General features: G+C 39.0%; 16 protein-coding genes and 1 riboswitch. Of the genes, 7 read left to right on the forward strand and 9 right to left on the reverse strand.

Annotated elements, in window-relative coordinates:
- Positions 1 to 145: 145 nt before the first annotated feature.
- Positions 146 to 718, reverse strand: a complete 573-nt coding sequence (locus ACFSTH_RS02665; RefSeq protein WP_377769750.1) for a hypothetical protein — start codon at positions 716 to 718, stop codon at positions 146 to 148.
- 88 nt (positions 719 to 806) lie between these two features.
- On the opposite strand from ACFSTH_RS02665, the gene ACFSTH_RS02670 reads away from it, so the two are divergent.
- Together ACFSTH_RS02670 and ACFSTH_RS02675 are read left to right on the forward strand one after the other, a co-directional pair.
- Entirely contained in the window at positions 807 to 2,000 is a 1,194-nt protein-coding gene (locus ACFSTH_RS02670; protein WP_377769749.1) for an MFS transporter, read from the forward strand.
- The gene (locus ACFSTH_RS02675; protein WP_377769748.1) at positions 2,000 to 2,611 is read left to right on the forward strand and encodes a TVP38/TMEM64 family protein; all 612 of its coding nucleotides are present in this window, start codon (positions 2,000 to 2,002) and stop codon (positions 2,609 to 2,611) included. Before ACFSTH_RS02670 ends, ACFSTH_RS02675 begins: the two co-directional genes overlap by 1 nt.
- Before the next feature lie 92 nt (positions 2,612 to 2,703).
- Here ACFSTH_RS02675 and ACFSTH_RS02680 read toward each other — a convergent pair whose 3' ends face one another.
- Positions 2,704 to 4,461, reverse strand: coding sequence for an ATP-binding protein (locus ACFSTH_RS02680; RefSeq protein WP_377769746.1), 1,758 nt, complete (start codon positions 4,459 to 4,461; stop codon positions 2,704 to 2,706).
- Positions 4,462 to 4,797: 336 nt separating this feature from the next.
- On the opposite strand from ACFSTH_RS02680, the gene mscL reads away from it, so the two are divergent.
- Positions 4,798 to 5,265, forward strand: coding sequence for a large conductance mechanosensitive channel protein MscL (gene mscL / locus ACFSTH_RS02685; RefSeq protein WP_377769745.1), 468 nt, complete (start codon positions 4,798 to 4,800; stop codon positions 5,263 to 5,265).
- Between the two features lie 76 nt (positions 5,266 to 5,341).
- Here the strand turns inward: mscL and ACFSTH_RS02690 are convergent, their stop codons facing one another.
- Positions 5,342 to 5,704, reverse strand: a complete 363-nt coding sequence (locus tag ACFSTH_RS02690; RefSeq protein WP_377769744.1) for a hypothetical protein — start codon at positions 5,702 to 5,704, stop codon at positions 5,342 to 5,344.
- Positions 5,705 to 5,883: 179 nt separating this feature from the next.
- Here ACFSTH_RS02690 and ACFSTH_RS02695 point away from each other — a divergent pair, with 179 nt between their 5' ends.
- Both ACFSTH_RS02695 and ACFSTH_RS02700 read left to right on the forward strand, forming a co-directional pair.
- On the forward strand, positions 5,884 to 6,780 hold the full coding sequence (locus ACFSTH_RS02695) for a manganese catalase family protein (protein ID WP_377769743.1): 897 nt from the start codon (positions 5,884 to 5,886) through the stop codon (positions 6,778 to 6,780).
- A gap of 126 nt (positions 6,781 to 6,906) precedes the next feature.
- Positions 6,907 to 7,548: a TraX family protein gene (locus tag ACFSTH_RS02700; protein WP_377769742.1), complete on the forward strand. Its 642-nt coding sequence runs from the start codon at positions 6,907 to 6,909 to the stop codon at positions 7,546 to 7,548.
- Here the strand turns inward: ACFSTH_RS02700 and ACFSTH_RS02705 are convergent.
- Positions 7,545 to 9,563, reverse strand: a complete 2,019-nt coding sequence (locus ACFSTH_RS02705) for a putative bifunctional diguanylate cyclase/phosphodiesterase (RefSeq protein ID WP_377769741.1) — start codon at positions 9,561 to 9,563, stop codon at positions 7,545 to 7,547. The two genes, ACFSTH_RS02700 and ACFSTH_RS02705, sit on opposite strands and share 4 nt — an antisense overlap.
- A 166-nt stretch (positions 9,564 to 9,729) precedes the next feature.
- Between ACFSTH_RS02705 and ACFSTH_RS21075 the strand changes: the two genes are divergently transcribed.
- The gene (locus ACFSTH_RS21075; RefSeq protein ID WP_449295464.1) at positions 9,730 to 10,932 is read left to right on the forward strand and encodes a peptidylprolyl isomerase; all 1,203 of its coding nucleotides are present in this window, start codon (positions 9,730 to 9,732) and stop codon (positions 10,930 to 10,932) included.
- 208 nt (positions 10,933 to 11,140) lie between these two features.
- Positions 11,141 to 13,552, forward strand: coding sequence for an S-layer homology domain-containing protein (locus ACFSTH_RS02720; RefSeq protein ID WP_377769740.1), 2,412 nt, complete (start codon positions 11,141 to 11,143; stop codon positions 13,550 to 13,552).
- A 114-nt stretch (positions 13,553 to 13,666) separates the two neighbouring features.
- Here ACFSTH_RS02720 and deoC read toward each other — a convergent pair whose 3' ends face one another.
- The 5 genes from deoC to ACFSTH_RS02745 form a co-directional block, all read right to left on the reverse strand.
- A complete protein-coding gene (gene deoC / locus ACFSTH_RS02725; protein WP_377769821.1) occupies positions 13,667 to 14,332 on the reverse strand; it encodes a deoxyribose-phosphate aldolase in 666 nt (221 codons plus the stop codon).
- 186 nt (positions 14,333 to 14,518) lie between these two features.
- Positions 14,519 to 15,652 (reverse strand): KamA family radical SAM protein, encoded by a 1,134-nt coding sequence (locus tag ACFSTH_RS02730; RefSeq protein WP_377769739.1) that lies wholly within the window; start codon positions 15,650 to 15,652, stop codon positions 14,519 to 14,521.
- Positions 15,653 to 15,831: 179 nt separating this feature from the next.
- A riboswitch (cyclic di-AMP (ydaO/yuaA leader) is annotated at positions 15,832 to 15,980 on the reverse strand.
- Positions 15,981 to 16,003: 23 nt separating this feature from the next.
- Positions 16,004 to 16,495, reverse strand: a complete 492-nt coding sequence (gene infC / locus ACFSTH_RS02735) for a translation initiation factor IF-3 (protein ID WP_377769738.1) — start codon at positions 16,493 to 16,495, stop codon at positions 16,004 to 16,006.
- Between the two features lie 118 nt (positions 16,496 to 16,613).
- A complete protein-coding gene (locus tag ACFSTH_RS02740) occupies positions 16,614 to 17,591 on the reverse strand; it encodes a diaminopimelate dehydrogenase (RefSeq protein ID WP_377769820.1) in 978 nt (325 codons plus the stop codon).
- Between the two features lie 38 nt (positions 17,592 to 17,629).
- A complete protein-coding gene (locus ACFSTH_RS02745; protein ID WP_377769737.1) occupies positions 17,630 to 18,889 on the reverse strand; it encodes a Glu/Leu/Phe/Val family dehydrogenase in 1,260 nt (419 codons plus the stop codon).
- Positions 18,890 to 19,020 lie beyond the last annotated feature (131 nt).

A 19,020-nucleotide genomic window follows, 5' to 3' on the forward strand; every position in this document is an offset into this window, starting at 1 on the left:
AACATGCTCGCCACCACAAGCATACGTGTAAAAACTCATTCTCATCATTAATATAGTAAAGCAGTCTCCATGCCGTTGATTTCAACTAGCATGAGACTGCTTTTTATCCTTAATTTAGGTTTTATATATTTATTTCCCTTTTCTTCTAATCCGATAACCACTGAGGTAGACGCAAGCCAAATTGCAATGTTAATCTATCAGTAGTGATCATGAAATCTTTCAAAAAAATAATATCTAAAAAGGGCAGCTCGATGGGAAACACCATCGACTTTATTATCCATGGAGGGAGAGGTATTTGTTTGAGCTGCAACGATTGTGGCTGTATCTGCAAATATGGTTCCGTCCACTGTACCGATAATTTCGCTTCTACATGAGCATCTATTCGTTCAAAAAATTGTAAATGAAGTATCGCATGGATACCTTGATCAACCAGTTTAAAATCAGCGCCAAGAATACGTGTATACTCATTAATTTCTGCTTTAATATATTTTTTTAACAAATGATTGATCTCTGTTTCAGTAAATTCAATTTGCAGTTTCCCTTGCTCTACACTGTCCCAAATTTTTGTACTCAATGGTACAGATTCGTATTGAAGGTGCAATACCGTTGCTGGTTTTATATAATATAAAAATAATATAATAATAATCACTAGTACACTACAACTAGATACAACACGAATTATTCCTTTTCTAGATGTTTTTTTCGGTATTTTTGACATCTGATTACTCCTTCATGCAATAAATAGGATAAATCAAGGCTAAACTAATGATACTGATAATACATGCTTATAGCAAAGGGGAGTTATTATGAAGGCAACTGCTTCCATTCATTCTAATAATCGTTTACCTGCTGGTTGGTTCAATAAACAAATGCAGTTAATGTCCGTCATCTTGTTTATTGTTGAGTTTGTACGTGGAGCAGTACTAGTAAGTATGTTGCCTATTTATGGAACAAAAGTTCTTGGGTTATCGTCGGATGTGATAGGATTAGCTATTTCTGCCCATTACATCGTTGATACATTATTTAAGTTAGTTATCGGTTATTTACTAGATCGATTTTCTGGTCGACTTATTGTCTTTATAGGATTATTATTGTCTCTAGTTGGTGTATATACGTTACAATTTGCTGAAGCACCGTGGTTATTCATTAGTGCAGCAGGGTTATATGGTATTGGTATGTCCCCACTATGGATCGTTTGTTTAACCAAAGTTACCGAATCGCAACGTGCAACGCAAATGGGCGTATTATATACAATCTGGTTAGTCGGTCTTGGTAGTGGCCCAATTGTTTGTAATATATTACTCGATTATAGTGCTACTTTTACCTATTCTTTATTAATTACACTCTCTATACTTGCTTGTGTGTTAACACCTTGGATGAGCAAAGATAAAGTAACGCGTGTGAAACCGGTACCTACCCAACAACAGTTCCTTGTACTTAAGAAACAATTGTCCCAAATGCGGCTTGTATTACCCGGGATGATTCTTCAAACATTAGGAGCAAGTATGCTTCTTCCCATTTTGCCGCAATTTGCCGAAATACAATTAAGCCTCAGCGGAGTACAGTACTCGATTCTATTAACCGCTGGTGGTGCATGTGCTGTACTTGGTTTAATACCAATGGGAAAACTTGCTGACAAAGTAAATAGTAAACGATGGTTTTTAGGGCTGGGTTTTGGTGCGTTTGCGTGTCTATTATATTTATTAACTTTGGGACCAACGTTTTGGGTCGGTTTGTTTATAGCTATTGGTCTTGGTCTTGCCTATTCTACGATTTTACCAACATGGAATGCTCTACTAGCCTCCTATATCCCTCCGAAGCAAGAAGGGTTAGGTTGGGGGTTTCTCTCATCTTTTGAAGGTATAGGGGTCATGTTCGGTCCAACAGTAGGAGGGTTTATCGCACTATGGAATGGATCGATTTCTGTCGTTTGGACAAGCGCCATCTTATTCGCAGTAATCGGTATTTTCTATGCAACAATCTATAAGAATGGAGATTAATGATGAGCGCTGTACATGAATGGATTGACAAAATACGTCAGATGGATTTGGAACAAATGCAAGGTGCGTTAGAAGGTCTATCGGCATATGGTCCACTACCTGGAATATTAGCTACTTTTTTAGAAACGTTTATCCCTGTTTTGCCGTTGATTGCCATAATCGCCGCTAATGTAAACATATATGGATTTGGATTAGGTTTTTTGTGGTCATGGATTGGAGTATCTTCAGGTAAGTTAATATTATTTTTACTCTGTCGTTATTTCGGAAAAAATGTCAAAACACGTGTAACGAACAAATTTCCCAAATCGGAACGTTTTTTTAAATGGATTGATGAAAAAGGATTCACTCCTTTATTTTTATTATCTGGCTTCCCTTTTACGCCATCGATATTAATCACACTAATTGCCGGCTTCAGCCGAGTACCTTTGCATACATTTTTATTGGCAACTATGATGGGGAAAGCAGTTATGATTTTGATTATAGCTCTGCTAAGTATGGATATTACAAATTTAATGCAGCAGCCTTGGCGATTTGTTGTGATCATTGTGGTTATCGCTGTAATGTGGTTTGGCGGCAAAAAAATAGAAGGACGTTATCAGTTAAATAGTTAATGTAGCGTTATGTCGTGCGAAAATGACGCTCCACTAAAGAAAGGGATTATCCCCGCAGTTTCACTTGTGGAGACAATCCCTATTTTTTTCAATTATGCATGATCCGGTTTCCAAGCATGATTTGCCTCCATCACAGGTAATGTCAAAGTAAACGTTGTGCCAAAACCTTCCACGCTGTCTACTTTAATCCGCCCACGATGATTATCAATAATTTTGTAAGCAATCATAAGCTCGATACCTGTGCCTTCTTCTACCGTAATATAATATGGCTGTCCCATCCTAGCCAACTGTTCTTCCGATATTCCACCTCCTTCATCTTGAATGACAATTGTTGCGAAACCATGATTATCCATATAGATGCGAATCGTTATCGTACCACCTGCATACATTGTAATCACGCCATGTTCGATGATGTGGACAAAAACTTGCTGCAGTTGATTAGGTATACCGTAAACTTCTATTTGTTGCTTGGCAATGCGCAAGTCGATAGCAATTTGTTTTTCTCGTAGCATCTCTTCCAACGTATCGATAGCCGATTGCATCACATCACGAACATCTATACGTATAAACTCATGGTTTAGTGGTTGAGAAAGCATCAGCATACTATTAATAAGAACTTCGATATCTCGCAGCTCTTTGTCCATAATATTATAGTATTTCTTTTTATGTATTTGACCAGACATCATCAACTGCAAAAAGCCTTTAACCGAAGTAAGCGGATTACGAATTTCATGTGCAATACCAGCAGCAATCTGACTAGCAGCCGACAATTTGGCAGCCTGCAATTTTAATTCTTCTTCTCGCTTCTGCTCCATAATGTCTTTCATCCATACTTGACGGTACGTTTCTTTCGCAGATTTACATAAAATAATCGTAATTTCGGTATTAACTACTTTCCCCGTCGTCGTCCGCCAACTTAATTCAATAGACTCCGAATGAGATGTACAGTCACCTTGTAACCATTGTTGTAGTCTCTCTTTATCTTTCTCATCTATAAACGAATACAATGATTTACCTAATAGATCATCTTTTTTCACTATTTCAAACATTTTCAAACCTGATGGATTAATATACTCAAATCGATCTCCTCTAATAATCGCCATAGTATCCATAAATCGTTCGACAAATTGTCGATATACATGATACGTTCTTACTACCGATTTACGCCCTTGCCACCAATGCATCATTATTGTAAAAATAAGCAGCAACATAAACAACATTATAAAACAGTTAAACTGCACCACTCGATACACGTTTACCAATTGATCCTCAACATTTAATGGACCTGCTGACTTCATAATTATTAAATTATTAAAGCAAATAGATAAATTCGCCACAATAGCGGACTTCCACTTATATCCGGTCATATTTGGATGCTTATATATAAATGTAGAGAGACTACTACCGATAACTGCTATAACAATAAGTCCCATAGAAGTTAAGAGAAATTGTTGTAACGACATCGTTGTAAATTGATATAAAAAATAAATGGAAAAACCAGCGATCGTTGTACTAAACAAAAATGTACTGATACGATAGCGATATTTGAATGTTGATTTCCATAAAAAACCTCCCGCTATGATCATCATCATGATGTGCCATGCGATCAGCAGCATATTGAACTTTGCGGATAGACTATAAGGGTTAATTAAAAATACAGTAAACGTCCATAATAATGACTGACTCACGGCATATAAAAATAACATAATAATTGTCCCTAATATTGTTGAAGACTTGCGATTAACTTTATAAAAATCGCCAATAGAAAATAGTGTGTATAATACATATGTTAAAACGCCCGCCATCATTAATTGTAACAGCGGTGGTTCTATTAGCCATGACCAGTTCATCTATGACCTCCCTCTTGTATGTATCCAGCTATTAGGAAGTTCGACAAATGACTATAAAATCCTTTTTACGATTTACATTTATTCCGTAATACATCTATTCTTACTGTGTGACTTTGATCACTTTTCATCCTTTTCTATATACGACTACGCCATTTTTCTATACTAGACTAGCATCCTACTAGTAGACGGTATGTAAATATCATTTATGGCTAAAGACTCATTGCTTTTTATATCTATTCCTATTAAAATATTGCAGGTATCTATCACCAACTTATAAATGATTATGTGTGGATTTACGGGGGTATACTGTTTATGAATAGAGCTGGAGGGTTCGCTATGAAAATAATGAAAGAGTTTCGAGAGTTTGCCGTAAAAGGGAACGTTATCGATTTGGCAGTCGGTGTTATTATAGGTGGAGCTTTTGGAAAAATCGTTACTTCACTAGTCAATGATATGATTATGCCACTCGTTGGTAGATTACTAGGGCAAGTGAATTTTAAAGCGTGGAAAATCCCTTTAGTTTCCACTGAAAACATGACGGTAGAACAAATTGAAATTGCACCTACTTTGTACATCGGACAGTTTTTAAATACGTTAATCGACTTTTTAATTATTGCTTTCTGTATATTTCTTATGGTCAAAGGCATTAATACGTTACGTAATGGCATTAAAAAAGAGGAGCCTGCTGTCGAAGCTGAACCAGTCGAAAAAGACTGTCCATTTTGTTTCTCTCAAGTACCTATTAAAGCAACACGTTGCAAGTTTTGTACATCGGAATTGGAGCAAACAGCTCAAACGAGTTAAAAGAACAGCAGCGCTGCCGGCACTATTGTGCTACGAAGCAGCGCTGCTTTTTTTATTTTCTTATGCCAACTTACGATTAACTACGACGTCTGCGTAATTTACGCACACATATTACAACTGTTGTAACGTTCTCTGCATGTCTACCTGCTACACACTCTATTTTCACGCAGTCGAAATGATCTTTTTTAAAGAACGCACGAACTTTACAATGTCTGCCTAACAAACGCTCGATAGCACAGGCATCGCCTGCACGCACTGCCCGATTGAACTTGCGTGCTGTTTCTCGATGTTTCAGTTTACCAAAAAACTTACTTAGTTCCGCAGCATTCTCTTGCGTAGCTGCCACTGATCTGCTTACTCTTCGTGAACAATTGTGTCCACTATTGGAAACATGACGAACTGAACCACAGTGACAATGATGTCTTGAAGGTCTGCTCATCTCTCTCCCTCCTTCCTGTCTATCTGAAGTAGTATATGCCTTATGAGCTTATAGGGAATGGGTACTTGGTAAGCTACATTAGCGGAATTTTGAATTCGTTCAAATAACAGGTCATGACGCAAGATTTAATCGCATAAACTTATAAAGGAAAACTGCGAAGATTGTAAGGAGGTTATAGTGTGTTTCAACGTATTAATCGACTACAAATCGAGTTGCCGCCTTCTCCTTATCCTGATGCCAACGCTGCAGCGGCTGTGCAAGAATTGCTTGGAGGAAAATATGGAGAAATGTCAACGCTCAATAATTACTTATTCCAATCGTTTAACTTTCGTGAAAAAAAGAGATTAAAACCGTTTTACGACCTCGTTGCCAGTATTACCGCAGAAGAGTTAGGTCACGTCGAACTAGTTACAGCGGCAATCAACATGGTGCTGCAAGGAACGACCAGCCCAGGAACACCTGATAGCGCTCCACTTAAAGCAGCAACTGATCTGCGCAATAGTTTGTTTTTTATTAGCACAGCACAAACAGCCCTGCCTGGTGATTCAATGGGAAGACCATGGACGGGAGATAACGTATTTAATAGTGGCAACTTAGTACTCGATTTACTGCACAATTTCTTCTTGGAATGTGGCGCTCGGACTCACAAAATGCGTGTATATGAAATGACAGATCATCCAACAGCAAGAGAAATGATAGGCTACTTATTAGTAAGGGGTGGTGTTCATATACTCGCTTATGCCAAAGCATTAGAAATTGCTACAGGAGTTGATGTAAAAAAATTAATTCCAATTCCTGATCTTAGTAACGACCATTTCGAAACAGCACGCAAATTCGAAGCTATGGGCTTGGGTAATAAACTGTATACGTTTAGTCCGAATGATTTTAAAGATGTCGCCCTTATATGGAACGGACAAAACCCATTATCCGGTGCGAAGTTGGAAGTGATCAACGGCAACCCTGAAGGAGCTCCTATGTATGATTTACCGAACAATTCAGAGGAGTTTGCACCTGGTATTTCGGAAGAAGAGTTTATGCAAATCGCCAAACGTTTACAAAAAAATGCCGGTTTATAATTAACGCTTTACGCCACTTACCTATAAGTGCGACATTGCTTCTATGTCGACCTTATAGGTTGTTTTAATAGACCATGATATAATATTCGCAGACTTTCAGTTTCTAGAAATTAAGGTGATGTTATTATGCAACTCATCGCAATGTTAACTATGCTTATCGATCATATTGGTGTTGTCTTTTTTCCCGAAGACTCTAGTTGGCGGATAATAGGTAGACTAGCCTTTCCACTCTATGCTTATTTACTAGTACAAGGGTACCATCGGACAAGAAATATAAAAAAATATATGGTACGCCTTAGTTTGCTGGCGATCATTGCTCAGCTTCCCTTTTCCTTACTATTCAGCACATGGGAGCTCAATGCCATCGTAACACTGTGGGTCGGTTTGCTAACCATTTATGCATTAGATGTAGCACCTCGCCGAGTGGAATGGAAATTCGCTATCGTGGCAGGCGCTGTTTTTGTATCGCTTCTCATTCCTTTTGATTACGGTATATATGGTTTGCTTCTTATTCTGATCTATCGTTATGCGCCACAAAAACTATGGCTTGTCTGGCACTTAGCACTTAATATTATCATTGGCTTATTATTATTCGGTTGGGTCATCCAGCAATTTAGTATTTTTTCCACTATTCTACTTGTCTACATGCCACTCGTGGTGAACCAGCTCGAGAAATCATCAGTTCCTCGCTGGTTATGGCGCAGTTTTTATCCTGCTCATCTAGCTGTATTATGGGTATTGCAACAAGTGATGCTCCACTTACTCTAAGCAATTTGATCGAGCCAAACATACAGTTCCTTTCGAGAAATAGGGTGTTGAAAATAGTATCCTTGCATAATGTGACAGCCAGCTTGTTGCAAAAATTGCAATTGCCGCTCGTTTTCAACACCTCCCGCAATAATTTGCAAGTTCAGTTGCTGCGATAAAGTAACGAGTGAATTTACTATCGCTTGTTTAGAAGGCGATTGCAAATTCCCTATATATTTCCGATCAATTTTTAAGGTGTGAAACGGAACATGATCCAATGAGCCAAAAAATGTATACCCTGCCCCAAAATTATCCATCGTTATTTTCACTCCTAATTGTTGCAATTGCTTTAGTTGCTCGACTGTCCCCCTACCATCTTGCATCATTGCTAATTCGTTTACCTCTAACTCTAATAGGTGCGGCGCTAGTCCATACTTGTCCAATGCTTGATTCACCATAGCATATAGATTTCTACTTTCGATCACTTTATAGGAAATATTCACCGATACAGAATAGTTTGTATCAGCTTTCCTATTCCAATCTACACAATCCTCGCACGCCCGTTCTAATACCCACTTTGTTAGTGGCACGATTAAACCTGTTTTTTCTGCCATCGGTATAAATTCAAGCGGAGAAATAGCTCCTAACCCTTGGTGTGTCCAGCGCAACAAAGCTTCAAAACCAACCGGACGATTCGTTAATGCATTCCACTTCGGCTGGTAGTGCAACTCAATTTGTTGATACAAATAGGCTGCACATAGCCCTTTCTCAATTTCCATTTTACGCATTAGCTTTTTATTTAATTCATCATCATAGGAACAATACTGGTTTTTTCCAAGGTCTTTTGCATAGTACAACGCAGTATCTGCCGTTTTCAACAATTTTTGCATCGTATTGCCATGAGTTGGCGAATAACTAATACCGATACTTCCCGTAACATAAAGCTCGTTGTTGTTCAAATGAAAAGGAAGACGAATCGCATCTAACAATCGTTCTGCTAATTGTTCCGCTTGCTCTCGTTCGTAAGTATCTGTAACAATTAAAAACTCATCGCCACCAAAACGAAAAATCTCACTTTTTTGCGTAATCGTCAAACGAATACGATGACCTACCTCTTGAATTAACAAATCTCCAATATCATGCCCTAACGTGTCATTGATCCACTTAAATTGATCCAGATCAAGAAATAATAAAGCAAAACGATTGTTTTGCGCATACTTTTGCTCGATATAATGGTTTAAGGCATGTCGATTTGGCAATCCTGTTAAAGGATCGCTATGTGCCATTTCCTTTAATGATTGTTTCTCTAATAGTAGAATATACATGACATTAATTAAAATGATGACAACAACAATGGTCACCGTTAACTGCAACATAGAAATCAGCTTATATTGTTCCACTAAAGTAACAGCATACGGGCTATAATCGAATGACAGTGCATTTTCTCCTAATAGCGTATATGGTATTATTAGCTGTGCCAAAGAGATTAGCATCGTTTCTCGCCAATACAAGGTTCGTTTATGCTGTTGCATACTACATAGTACTAATTGTATTGCGCCTTTTATTACAATGGTTGTCAGTACAGACGCAACAAACAAGCTAATGATTTGCCACCAATTAAAATCTATATTCGTTATCAACGTTTGACTAAAGATATTAGCCATTAATATAATGCAGCTTAATACTGCACTTGCCATCCACGTTATCATACGTTTGAGTGAAATAGTTACTACAATACGTAAAGCAAGATAGGTAGCTCCTAAACTCATCATTATCGTAACGATCGTCATTCCATTTATTACTGCATTTAGCGGTAATATATAAATAGTACTCGTCAGGAAAGATACAGCCCAAAAACTAGTGCACAATAGAATACTTATCAGCCATAACAAGCCATGTTTCTTTTTAAGCGATGTCATTCTATCCAATGCAGTTATTCTGATCCATGAAAAAACGGTCATATATGATGTGCCAAATGCAACTAAAGCTGATAACAATATTAAAAAATAAACAATATTCCCATTGACTGTCAGCATTTCTTCCCCCACGATAAGTAATATTACGATAATAATTCCATTATTAGTATAGCAATAATTTACCGCCGTTTCGACCACTGCTGCAATTTTTTATATTATATTAAGGTTTTTATTTGAAAATTTTGATATAGTTATGGAAAAGTTAATTTCGAAGGGAGTTTATTAAATGAGTAACAATAACTCGCAGTCACATGATGATAGCCAAAACAAGGAGGCTGCGACAGACGAACACTTGATAGAAACAGAGAGCGAAGCAGTATCTACATCCGAAGAAGCAACATCACAATTATCGGAGGTAGCTCCAGTATCGGATGATATTAATGAGCCCAAAGAGACTATGGTAGCTTCTACTTTTGGCAATGGTGCTGGCAATGAACCTCCAGCCAAAAAAGGAAATCCGTTCTGGATGATTTCCACTCTTATCTTGTTAGTTGCATTGATCATCGTTCTTATTAAACCACCTTTTGGCATGAAAGACGAAACGGTCGCCAAAGTAAATGGGACAACCATTCAAAAAAGTGAATTATACGATACGATGGAAATGTTAGTCGGTCCTTCACTACTGGACAGTATGATTCGTGATGAGTTGTTAGTGCAACACATGAAAGCATCAAGCATTGCATTCTCCGATCAAGATATTAACGACGAATTAAATGCATTAAAAGTAGCTTATGGTGGCGAAGAAAATTATAAAAACCAACTAGCTATGATGGGTATGGACGAAGAAATGTTAAAATATAACATTCGTCAACAAGCGATGATAAGAAAAATACATGAACCAAATGCAAAAATAGAAGAAGAGCAAATCAAACAATTCTACGATAATTATATTGCTAATACATGGCAAGTGAAAGCTTCTCATATTCTTGTAGAAACTGAGCAAGAAGCGAAGGATATATTGAAGCAATTGCAAGCTGGTGCTGATTTTGCGGAATTAGCTAAAGAAAAAGGAACAGATGGAACGAAAGATACTGGTGGCGATCTTGGCTTCTTCGGTAAAGGAAATATGATTGCAGAGTTTGAAGAAGCAGCACTTGCACTTAAAGTTGGTGAACTAAGTGATGTGGTCAAAACAGAATTTGGCTACCATATCATCAAAAAAACGGATGAAAAATTAGCAGCAACGTTAGAAGAGTCCAAAGATGCTATTCGTATATTGCTTATAGGCGAGGATGCATCTGCTAATCCAGAAGTTGCAAACTTAACGACAGAATTGATGAATAAAGCAAAGATCACTAACTCACTTGCTCCAGAGCCTGTTGCTTCAGAAGAACCAACTTCAGAAGAAACAGTTTCAGAAAAGCCAACTTCAGAAACACCAGCTTCAGATGAGCCGGCAGCTGACAATGAAGCAAAACCTGCGGAGTAATACTAGCAGATAATAATTCGATAACAAACCACCTGATTTGTAGTAGGATTCCCAGATATTCATCTGTGGACAAGCCAGCTACAAGTTAGGTGGTTTTTATTTTTTATAAAGAAATATACTTTTTATCGTTTTTTATGCAACAACTTTTACTCTCATCTCGTTAAGAAAAGTAGCAACGATTTTAACTACTAAGGGAGGTTTTATAGACATGATTCAAGAATGGCACAAAAAAACTGCTGCTTCCATCGCAATTGCAATGACGCTTACGATGTTTCCAGCTTATCCATCCACTGCTTCTGCTGAAATAGCAGCCAATGATGTCGCTACTACAGTCGAACGTGCTGAACCCGGTACTACCAGTAAAGGAAGTAATGCGGTGAAAGAAGAAACCAATACTAAAATTGCAAAAAACAAAGCGGAAGAGTACGCTCGCAAATTAGTACATGTCCCCAAAGATTACAAACTACAGAGCACAAGTCTATCCAACGTACTTCTAGCAGAAGGTAAACGTCAGCTTTGGAATCTTGATTTTGTTAAAAAAGAAAACGGCAAATACAAAGGTAATATTAGTGTTTCTTTGGATGCTAATACAGGGCAACTACTAGAATTTCAAACGTATCTCAATAATCCATCCGCGAAACCAGCTTATCCTCTTAAGGTCAATCGGGATGCGGCTAAGCCACTTGCAGATAAGTTTCTGAAACAAGTAGCGGCAGAATATATCGATCAACTGAAATTTAATGAGCAATTTGGTCAAGATGTCTTGCCACCGTTAACAGGACAAGTCAACCATACGCTGCGCTATGATCGAATAGTGAATGGCGTATCTTTTAACAATAACTACGTCATGTTGCAAATTAATAGCGAAGGACACATCAATGGCTTTAGTATGGTTTGGGACGAAACGATTAAATTTCCTAAAATAACAAACTATATGAATGCGGAAGCAGCACGCAAAGCAATCATTGCAGCAGCTAAACCACAGCTAAAATATGTACTTCCACATAATACAAATCAAAGCTTAGCAAAACCTATCCTTATTCAAGAATTACCTGCTTATGCTATTGATGCTGTGACAGGCAAAGTAAGCAACCCAAAACAATATCGTTCTAATCAAGAACAAGTAGCGGAGAAACCTTTAACTGCTACACCGATATCGAAAAAACCTACCAAACAAATAACAGATGAGCAAGCAGCAGCCAAAATCGTCGAAGAAACAATGTTTCTTCCTAAAAATGCGGAATTACAGTATAGTAGCTTCCAAGAACATGTAGATGAGCGAGTGAATGAATCTGTAGAAGTATGGCATTTGGAATGGACGATAAAAGATGGTAAAAAAGATTTGGGCAGCGTCTCAGCTACCGTCGATGCTAAAACAGGTACGATAGGAAACTATCATTATTATATGTATGAGCAACCAGCAAATGAAACAACAAAACCAGCAATCCTTTCGCTTGATGAAGCAATAAGCAAAGCAGAAGCAACGATCAAAAAACAGCTTCCTTGGCTTACTCATGAACTATATGTAGTTAAACCTGATCCAGAACGGTACAAAAATGTAAATGAAAACGATCAGTTCTCTTACTATATTGAATTTGCTCATAAAGTACATGGAGCAACAACACAATACGACTACATTAATGTTGCTATCGACGCTAGAACAGGTCAGGTTGCAAGCTTTAGCTCTAACATTATACCGCTTGACTATCCAAGCAAAGCACCAACGATTGTCGCTAACGATCAATTGATGGAACAATGGCTAGAATATTACCGCGCGGAGCTTACTTATCGCCTTGTACAGCAATACTGGTACGATAACAAACCGCTGCCAATCGAAAAATATAATTTGATGCAGGCAAGTGGAGAGTCACTAGACAAAGTAGATACAAAGTATGAAGTGGAATTAGTTTATCAATTATCACCTCGAGCATTGCACGAAGAGGTTTGGTTGGATGCAACGACTGGTAAGTGGCTTAATCGCGAAAAAGGTCTACCAACGAAACTAGAATTGCCACAAGCCAGCGATATTAAAGGGCATTGGGCAGAATCTCAGTTAGAATTGATGATTGCTTACAAAGCACTTGAGCTAAATGATGGAAAAGTGGAACCGAATAAAACGATCAAACGTGGAGAATTAATTAAAATGCTAGTATTGGCACAAAACCAAAACCGACATATTATGATGTCGGAAACAGAACAGATGACAGCCAATGATGCTGGTTCACCACAAGAACAACCAACTTTCAAAGATGTAGAAACTGATTCTGATTACTTTGCTTATGTCGAGTTTGCATTGCAACAAAACTTGATTGACATTGGCGATGGTTCCTTCCATCCGGAAGAACCTGTAAAACGAGAAGAAATGGCTGAATTAATCGTACGTGCACTTGGTTATAACACATTAGCCGATCATGAGTCTATTTTTAACACAAACTTTAAAGATGCAAAAAATATTAACAAAAAAGGACAAGTGGCTATCGTCGTTGGATTGGATATTATGTCGCTAACCGATCAGAAGTTTATGCCTGGCAAAACGGTTACTCGTGCGGAAGCTTCGACCGCCTTTTTCCGTTATTTGCAACAACGAGCAGACTTGTATGAAGCACCTATTCGCAATTAACAAACAACGAGTTAACAATAAAGTAACAGGTAGGTCCTTTTCTGTGGCTTACCTGTTTTCTTTTTGTTATGTTAAATATTACATTAGCTGCTTAATCGTTGACTTGTTTAGCTATTATTCTGTTACGATAGCAACACTTGCGCTAGCTCCTATTCGATTAGCACCAGCAGCTACCATCTGTAGCGCTGTAGCACGGTCACGAATGCCTCCTGATGCTTTCACACCAATATTCGGACCAACTACGCTGCGCATTAACGTTAGGTGATGTTCTGTCGCTCCTGCTTGACCGAAGCCGGTCGATGTTTTCACAAAATCAGCGCCCGCTTGCACAACCAAACGACAAGCTGTTTCGATTTCTTCATCTGTCAGCAAACAAGTTTCTAATATTACTTTCAATATTGCTCGTTCACGACATACAGCCGCTACCGCTACAATATCCGCCTCTACTGCTGCTACTTGACCAGACTTCAACAAACCAATATTAAGTACCATATCAATTTCAGTAGCACCTTCACGAATCGCTTGTTCTGCTTCGTAAGCTTTCGCTGCACTAGTTGATGCTCCAAGCGGAAAACCAACTACCGTTGTAATGCCTACTTCACTGTTTAGTAATTCAGCAGCTCTCGCAACATGGCACGGATGCACACATACCGTTGCAAAACGATACTGTAGCGCTTCAGCACACAATTGCTCTATTTCACTGATTGTAGCATCCGCTTTTAGAATCGTATGATCAATCATGGCAGCTAACGATGGCTCTACCTGCGTCTGCTGTATCATTTTATCTATTATTTCACCTGTTTTTTCATCCATGTAGAATACTCCTCCTCCGCATTATCAACTGACAGTAACTTCATTGTTCAGCTTTATAGTCATTATAAAGCTTGCCTCGGTGAACAACAAGCTACCCCTGTATGCAATACGGAAGATGATATTCTGTACTTGTGCCATATGATTTGTTGCCGTTTAGCTGCTCAGCACCTCTTCTTTGTCATCAATTGTTGGTTTATTCCAATACTGTTCATTTCCAGGCAAATCATCGAACCACGCAGCATCAGGTGGACAATCCAATATCATAAATTGCCCGTAGTTTCCTTCCCGAGCTTGATGGTATTTTAAATAAGCTTTGCCACTTTCAATAGCCAATATTTCTATTTTTCCAGAAGAATGACTCATCGACAATCGGACTCGTTTGCCTAGACCAGAAGTTTTAGCTTTTGCTTGCTCTACTAATCGATAGGCATCTGCCAACGGAACGACAAAATCATTGTTACCAGCTACAGGGCGATTGATAAAGAAATAATAAGGTGTCACACCAGCCCACGATAGAATATCAAGTAGCTCTGCTAACGTATCGGCATTATCATTAATGCCTCGAATAATAGGAGTTTGATTGACGACGATAGCACCTGCATCATGCAGCGCGTCAAAGCCACGCTTTGCTTGTTCGGTTACTTCTCGAGGATGATTAATATGAGCCATTACATAAATGCGTTTTTCAGGAGTGGAATATTGTCTAATTAAATCTAATAATCCTTCATCTTCATAAATACGCATTGGATTAAAGACCGGCATTTTGGAACCAAGTCGAATAATTTTCACATGTTCAATTTGACGTAATTGCTCAATAATAGTTCGTAATTTCGGCGTCCCGAGTATTAAACTATCACCACCAGTTAATAAAACATTGTTTATTTCCGGATGAGCAGCAATATACGCAATGCCGGGATCAACATTGGAAACTGCTTCTTTCACATCGTTGCGAAACAATCGTTTACGGAAACAATAACGACAATACGCTCCACATACTTCCGATACAATCAGCAGTGCCGTCGTCCCATACTTATGCTGACAACCAGGTACAACGTAATTCGCTTCTTCATCCGATGCATCCCAACGACCATACTCCAGTAGCTCTCCTTCATTGGGGATAACTAACCGCCGAATCGGATCATCAGGATCTTGCCAATCAATGAGAGATAAATAATAATCGTTGACACGAAATGCAAACTTCTCCGTAATCGGCTTTAGTTTCTCTCGTTCACTTTCTGGAATGTCTGTTAATCGATCCAAATTAATAATGTACTTTGGCTGTGCCATACAAATCCCTCCCAATCTGATTTGTACGCTTCACCAGTGGATTTAAGCTGGGTCTTACTAGAAAAACAAAAATAACCCCGGCTGAGCAATAAGCTCCGCAAGACAATAGACTGCTACTGCGCACATAGCTTTCTATTGACTAATCAGGGTCACACTTGATTGAAGTTATCTTATGATGCTGATGACCCATCCACTGCTGACGAGGTTAGCTGACGGACTCGGGTAAGATGGTCCCCTAAAATTAGCAGCTGTACTAATTTATTCGCCCCACAAAATTGGTTCCCCCGCTTCCCGATTCGAATGATCGGAAATTAAGCGTGATTATAGTGTACTTGATAAACAAGCTGCACGTCAAGGCGACAAAACGACGGCTACTTGCTTACCACTTTGTTGGATACCTGATTGCTTTTTACCGTAAATAGCTAGGTCAGTAACTAGTCGCTCCACTAATTGTTTTGCTTGTGCCGACTGCTTACCTGTCACTTTGACCGTTAACAACACTTGCTCTCCTTGCTGCAACCATTTTTGTGCTTGCCTACATTTCGTATCATAGTCATGTTCTTCGATTTGGACAGTCAGACGTAACTCTTTTGGTTTACTTGCGTTCGTTGCTTTGCTTTCTGCTTTTTTACGTTGATCACGCTGTCTATTTGCTTCACCTTTAGCAATCAATTGACAAGGTGGAGGGCTTTCGAGCAATGAAGTACATACTAAATCAACATCAGCGTCCTTAGCGAGCCGCATTGCATCTTCACGAGTTACTATTCCTAATGACTCCCCATCCAAACCAGTTAACACAACTTCAGCAGCTTTAATTTGTTCATTTTTAATAACACGGCTCAAACTGGATTTCCTCCTTACTGCACTATACAAATAACAGGTTTTGGATAACGGCATGTGGTTTATCCAAAACCTGCTACTTTGCTTTAGTAGTTCAATCTATAAACTATATGATAATGACTTATAATAATCGTTTGCGTAAACTTGCTGGAGATTCCGATGACAAATAGGCTGGTGGAATATCAAAAATTGTTTTTGCTCCACGTTGTCCTGCAGCCGCCATTTTGTAAGCTGCACGAGCCGAAGCAGCAACTACACTTGCTGTAAACTCTGGATTACTGCCTAATTGCAAACCAAATTCCATAATTTGTTTGTTGCCTGAACCTGTAGTTCCACTACGTAGAACCGTTCCACCATGTGGCATAGCCGCATGCTCTGCTTGCAATTGCTCTTCCGTAATAAAATAAACGGTAGTGTCATAATCCGCAAAGTAGTTGGGCATCGTTTTGATTTCACTTTCTATTTTATCCGCATCCGCATGTACATCTTTTACAACATAACATACACGAATATGCTTTTCTCTTGTTGTTAGGTCTGGATTTTCTCCATCACGAACACGCTGCACCGCATCTTCACTGGGAATCGTATATTGTACACCATTTTTCACACCGGGAACGCGGCGAATCGCATCGGAATGACCTTGGCTAACGCCTTTCCCCCAAAATGTATACTCATTACCTTCCGGTAAAATAGCTTCACCGAGCATACGGTGCAAAGAAAATAATCCTGGGTCCCAGCCTGTCGATATAACACTAATCTTTCCAGCAGCAGTCGCCACTTCATCCATAGCCGCAAAATACTCGGGAATTTTAGCATGACGATCAAAACTATCTACTGTATGGAACGATCGAGCAAACAAAGGTCCTTGCTCTGGCAAATCGGTAGCTGACCCACCGCATAATACCATCACGTCTATTTTATCTACAAATTTTGCAGCATCTTCTATCGTATAAGCAGGTACAGAAGCTTGAATGGACGATGGTTCACGGCGTGTAAACACTGCAACAAGTTCCATATCGGAACTGCGATTAACAGCTAGTTCCACCCCACGACCCAAATTGCCATAGCCAACAATACCGATTTTTACTGTATTATTCACTGATTCATCATCCTTCAACTTTTTTAACGCAATGTGATTTAAATCCAACCACGAGCTTCCATTGCAGAAGCGATCCGTTTGATCGAAATCATATAAGCAGCTGTTCTAAAATCTGTATTAAACTCTGTCGCCATATCACGAACTGCTTCGTAAGAAATGATCATATTCGTTTTTAGACGATCTAACACTTCTTGCTCACTCCAGTAGTAATGTTGCAAGTTTTGTACCCACTCAAAATAAGATACCGTAACACCACCAGCATTAGCTAGTACGTCAGGAATAACTGTAATTCCTTTGTTAAACAATACACGGTCTGCTTCCGGAGTTGTAGGTCCATTTGCGGCTTCAGCAACAATCTTTGCTTTGATGTTGTTTGCATTGGAGGCTGTAATTACGTTTTCTAGAGCAGCTGGTACGAGGATATCTACTTCTAATTCAAGTAGCTCAGCGTTAGTAATTACACAATTTTGTCCGTAATCAGCGAGGCTAGCATTATCTTTCAAGTCTTCAAGTATCGATACATCCAAACCATTCGGATCATACAATCCGCATTTGGAATCACTTACCGCCACTACTTTGCATCCTGCTTCCGCAAGAAGGCGAGCGGCAATTCTACCTGCATTACCAAAACCTTGAACAGCTACGGTTGCATTTTCTGCTTGCAATCCTTTATCTTCAAGTGCGCCTAATATCGTATACACACAACCTTGAGCAGTCGCTTCTGTCCGTCCTTTGGAACCACCAATGATCAACGGTTTGCCCGTAATAACACCCGGTGAATATCTTCCTTTCAGTCGACTGTATTCATCCATCATCCAACCCATAATTTGGGAAGTAGTGTACACATCAGGCGCTGGTATATCTCTGTCCGGTCCAACGAAATCAACGATAGCTTCCATAAACGCTCTGCTGATTCGTTCAATTTCTGCTTTGCTGTGTTCTTGCGGGTTACAGATAACACCGCCTTTTCCACCGCCATATGGTAAGCCTACTACTCCACATTTGAAACTCATCCACATCGATAAAGCTTTTACTTCGTCCATTGTTACGTCTGGATGGAATCGAATGCCACCTTTCGTAGGTCCGATCGCGTCATTATGCTGTGCACGAAAACCTTCAAATACTCGCACCGTTCCGTCGTCCATTTTCACAGGGAAGCTAACCGATAAAACTTTCTTTGGATGCTTCAATAAAGTGATGACATGCTCCGGCAGTTTTAACAGCTTTGCGGCTGCATCCACCTGCTGCTGAGCAATCTCATAGGGGTTTAAACTCTCTTTAACCGTAGTTGCTGTCATACCTTCTCAGTCCTTTATAATGAAATTCGACTCGAGGCATAGCCGATTTAATAATTTTAACCTGTCAAACCGGTTTTTGAAAGCAGTTTTTCATAAATTTTTATATATAATTTTAGGAAATTGTCCAATTT

Origin of the sequence: Paenibacillus yanchengensis (assembly GCF_042684845.1) — a bacterium.
Lineage (GTDB): Bacteria > Bacillota > Bacilli > Paenibacillales > Paenibacillaceae > Pristimantibacillus > Pristimantibacillus yanchengensis.

Excerpts from the sequence above, each read along its gene's own strand:
- ACFSTH_RS02665 (WP_377769750.1), bottom strand. The coding sequence starts at position 718 with ATGTCAAAAATACCGAAAAAAACATCTAGAAAAGGAATAATTCGTGTT.
- ACFSTH_RS02670 (WP_377769749.1), top strand. The coding sequence starts at position 807 with ATGAAGGCAACTGCTTCCATTCATTCTAATAATCGTTTACCTGCTGGT.
- ACFSTH_RS02675 (WP_377769748.1), top strand. The coding sequence starts at position 2,000 with ATGATGAGCGCTGTACATGAATGGATTGACAAAATACGTCAGATGGAT.
- ACFSTH_RS02680 (WP_377769746.1), bottom strand. The coding sequence starts at position 4,461 with ATGAACTGGTCATGGCTAATAGAACCACCGCTGTTACAATTAATGATG.
- mscL (WP_377769745.1), top strand. The coding sequence starts at position 4,798 with ATGAAAATAATGAAAGAGTTTCGAGAGTTTGCCGTAAAAGGGAACGTT.
- ACFSTH_RS02690 (WP_377769744.1), bottom strand. The coding sequence starts at position 5,704 with ATGAGCAGACCTTCAAGACATCATTGTCACTGTGGTTCAGTTCGTCAT.
- ACFSTH_RS02700 (WP_377769742.1), top strand. The coding sequence starts at position 6,907 with ATGCAACTCATCGCAATGTTAACTATGCTTATCGATCATATTGGTGTT.
- ACFSTH_RS02705 (WP_377769741.1), bottom strand. The coding sequence starts at position 9,563 with ATGCTGACAGTCAATGGGAATATTGTTTATTTTTTAATATTGTTATCA.
- ACFSTH_RS21075 (WP_449295464.1), top strand. The coding sequence starts at position 9,730 with ATGAGTAACAATAACTCGCAGTCACATGATGATAGCCAAAACAAGGAG.
- ACFSTH_RS02720 (WP_377769740.1), top strand. The coding sequence starts at position 11,141 with ATGATTCAAGAATGGCACAAAAAAACTGCTGCTTCCATCGCAATTGCA.
- deoC (WP_377769821.1), bottom strand. The coding sequence starts at position 14,332 with ATGATACAGCAGACGCAGGTAGAGCCATCGTTAGCTGCCATGATTGAT.
- ACFSTH_RS02730 (WP_377769739.1), bottom strand. The coding sequence starts at position 15,652 with ATGGCACAGCCAAAGTACATTATTAATTTGGATCGATTAACAGACATT.
- ACFSTH_RS02745 (WP_377769737.1), bottom strand. The coding sequence starts at position 18,889 with ATGACAGCAACTACGGTTAAAGAGAGTTTAAACCCCTATGAGATTGCT.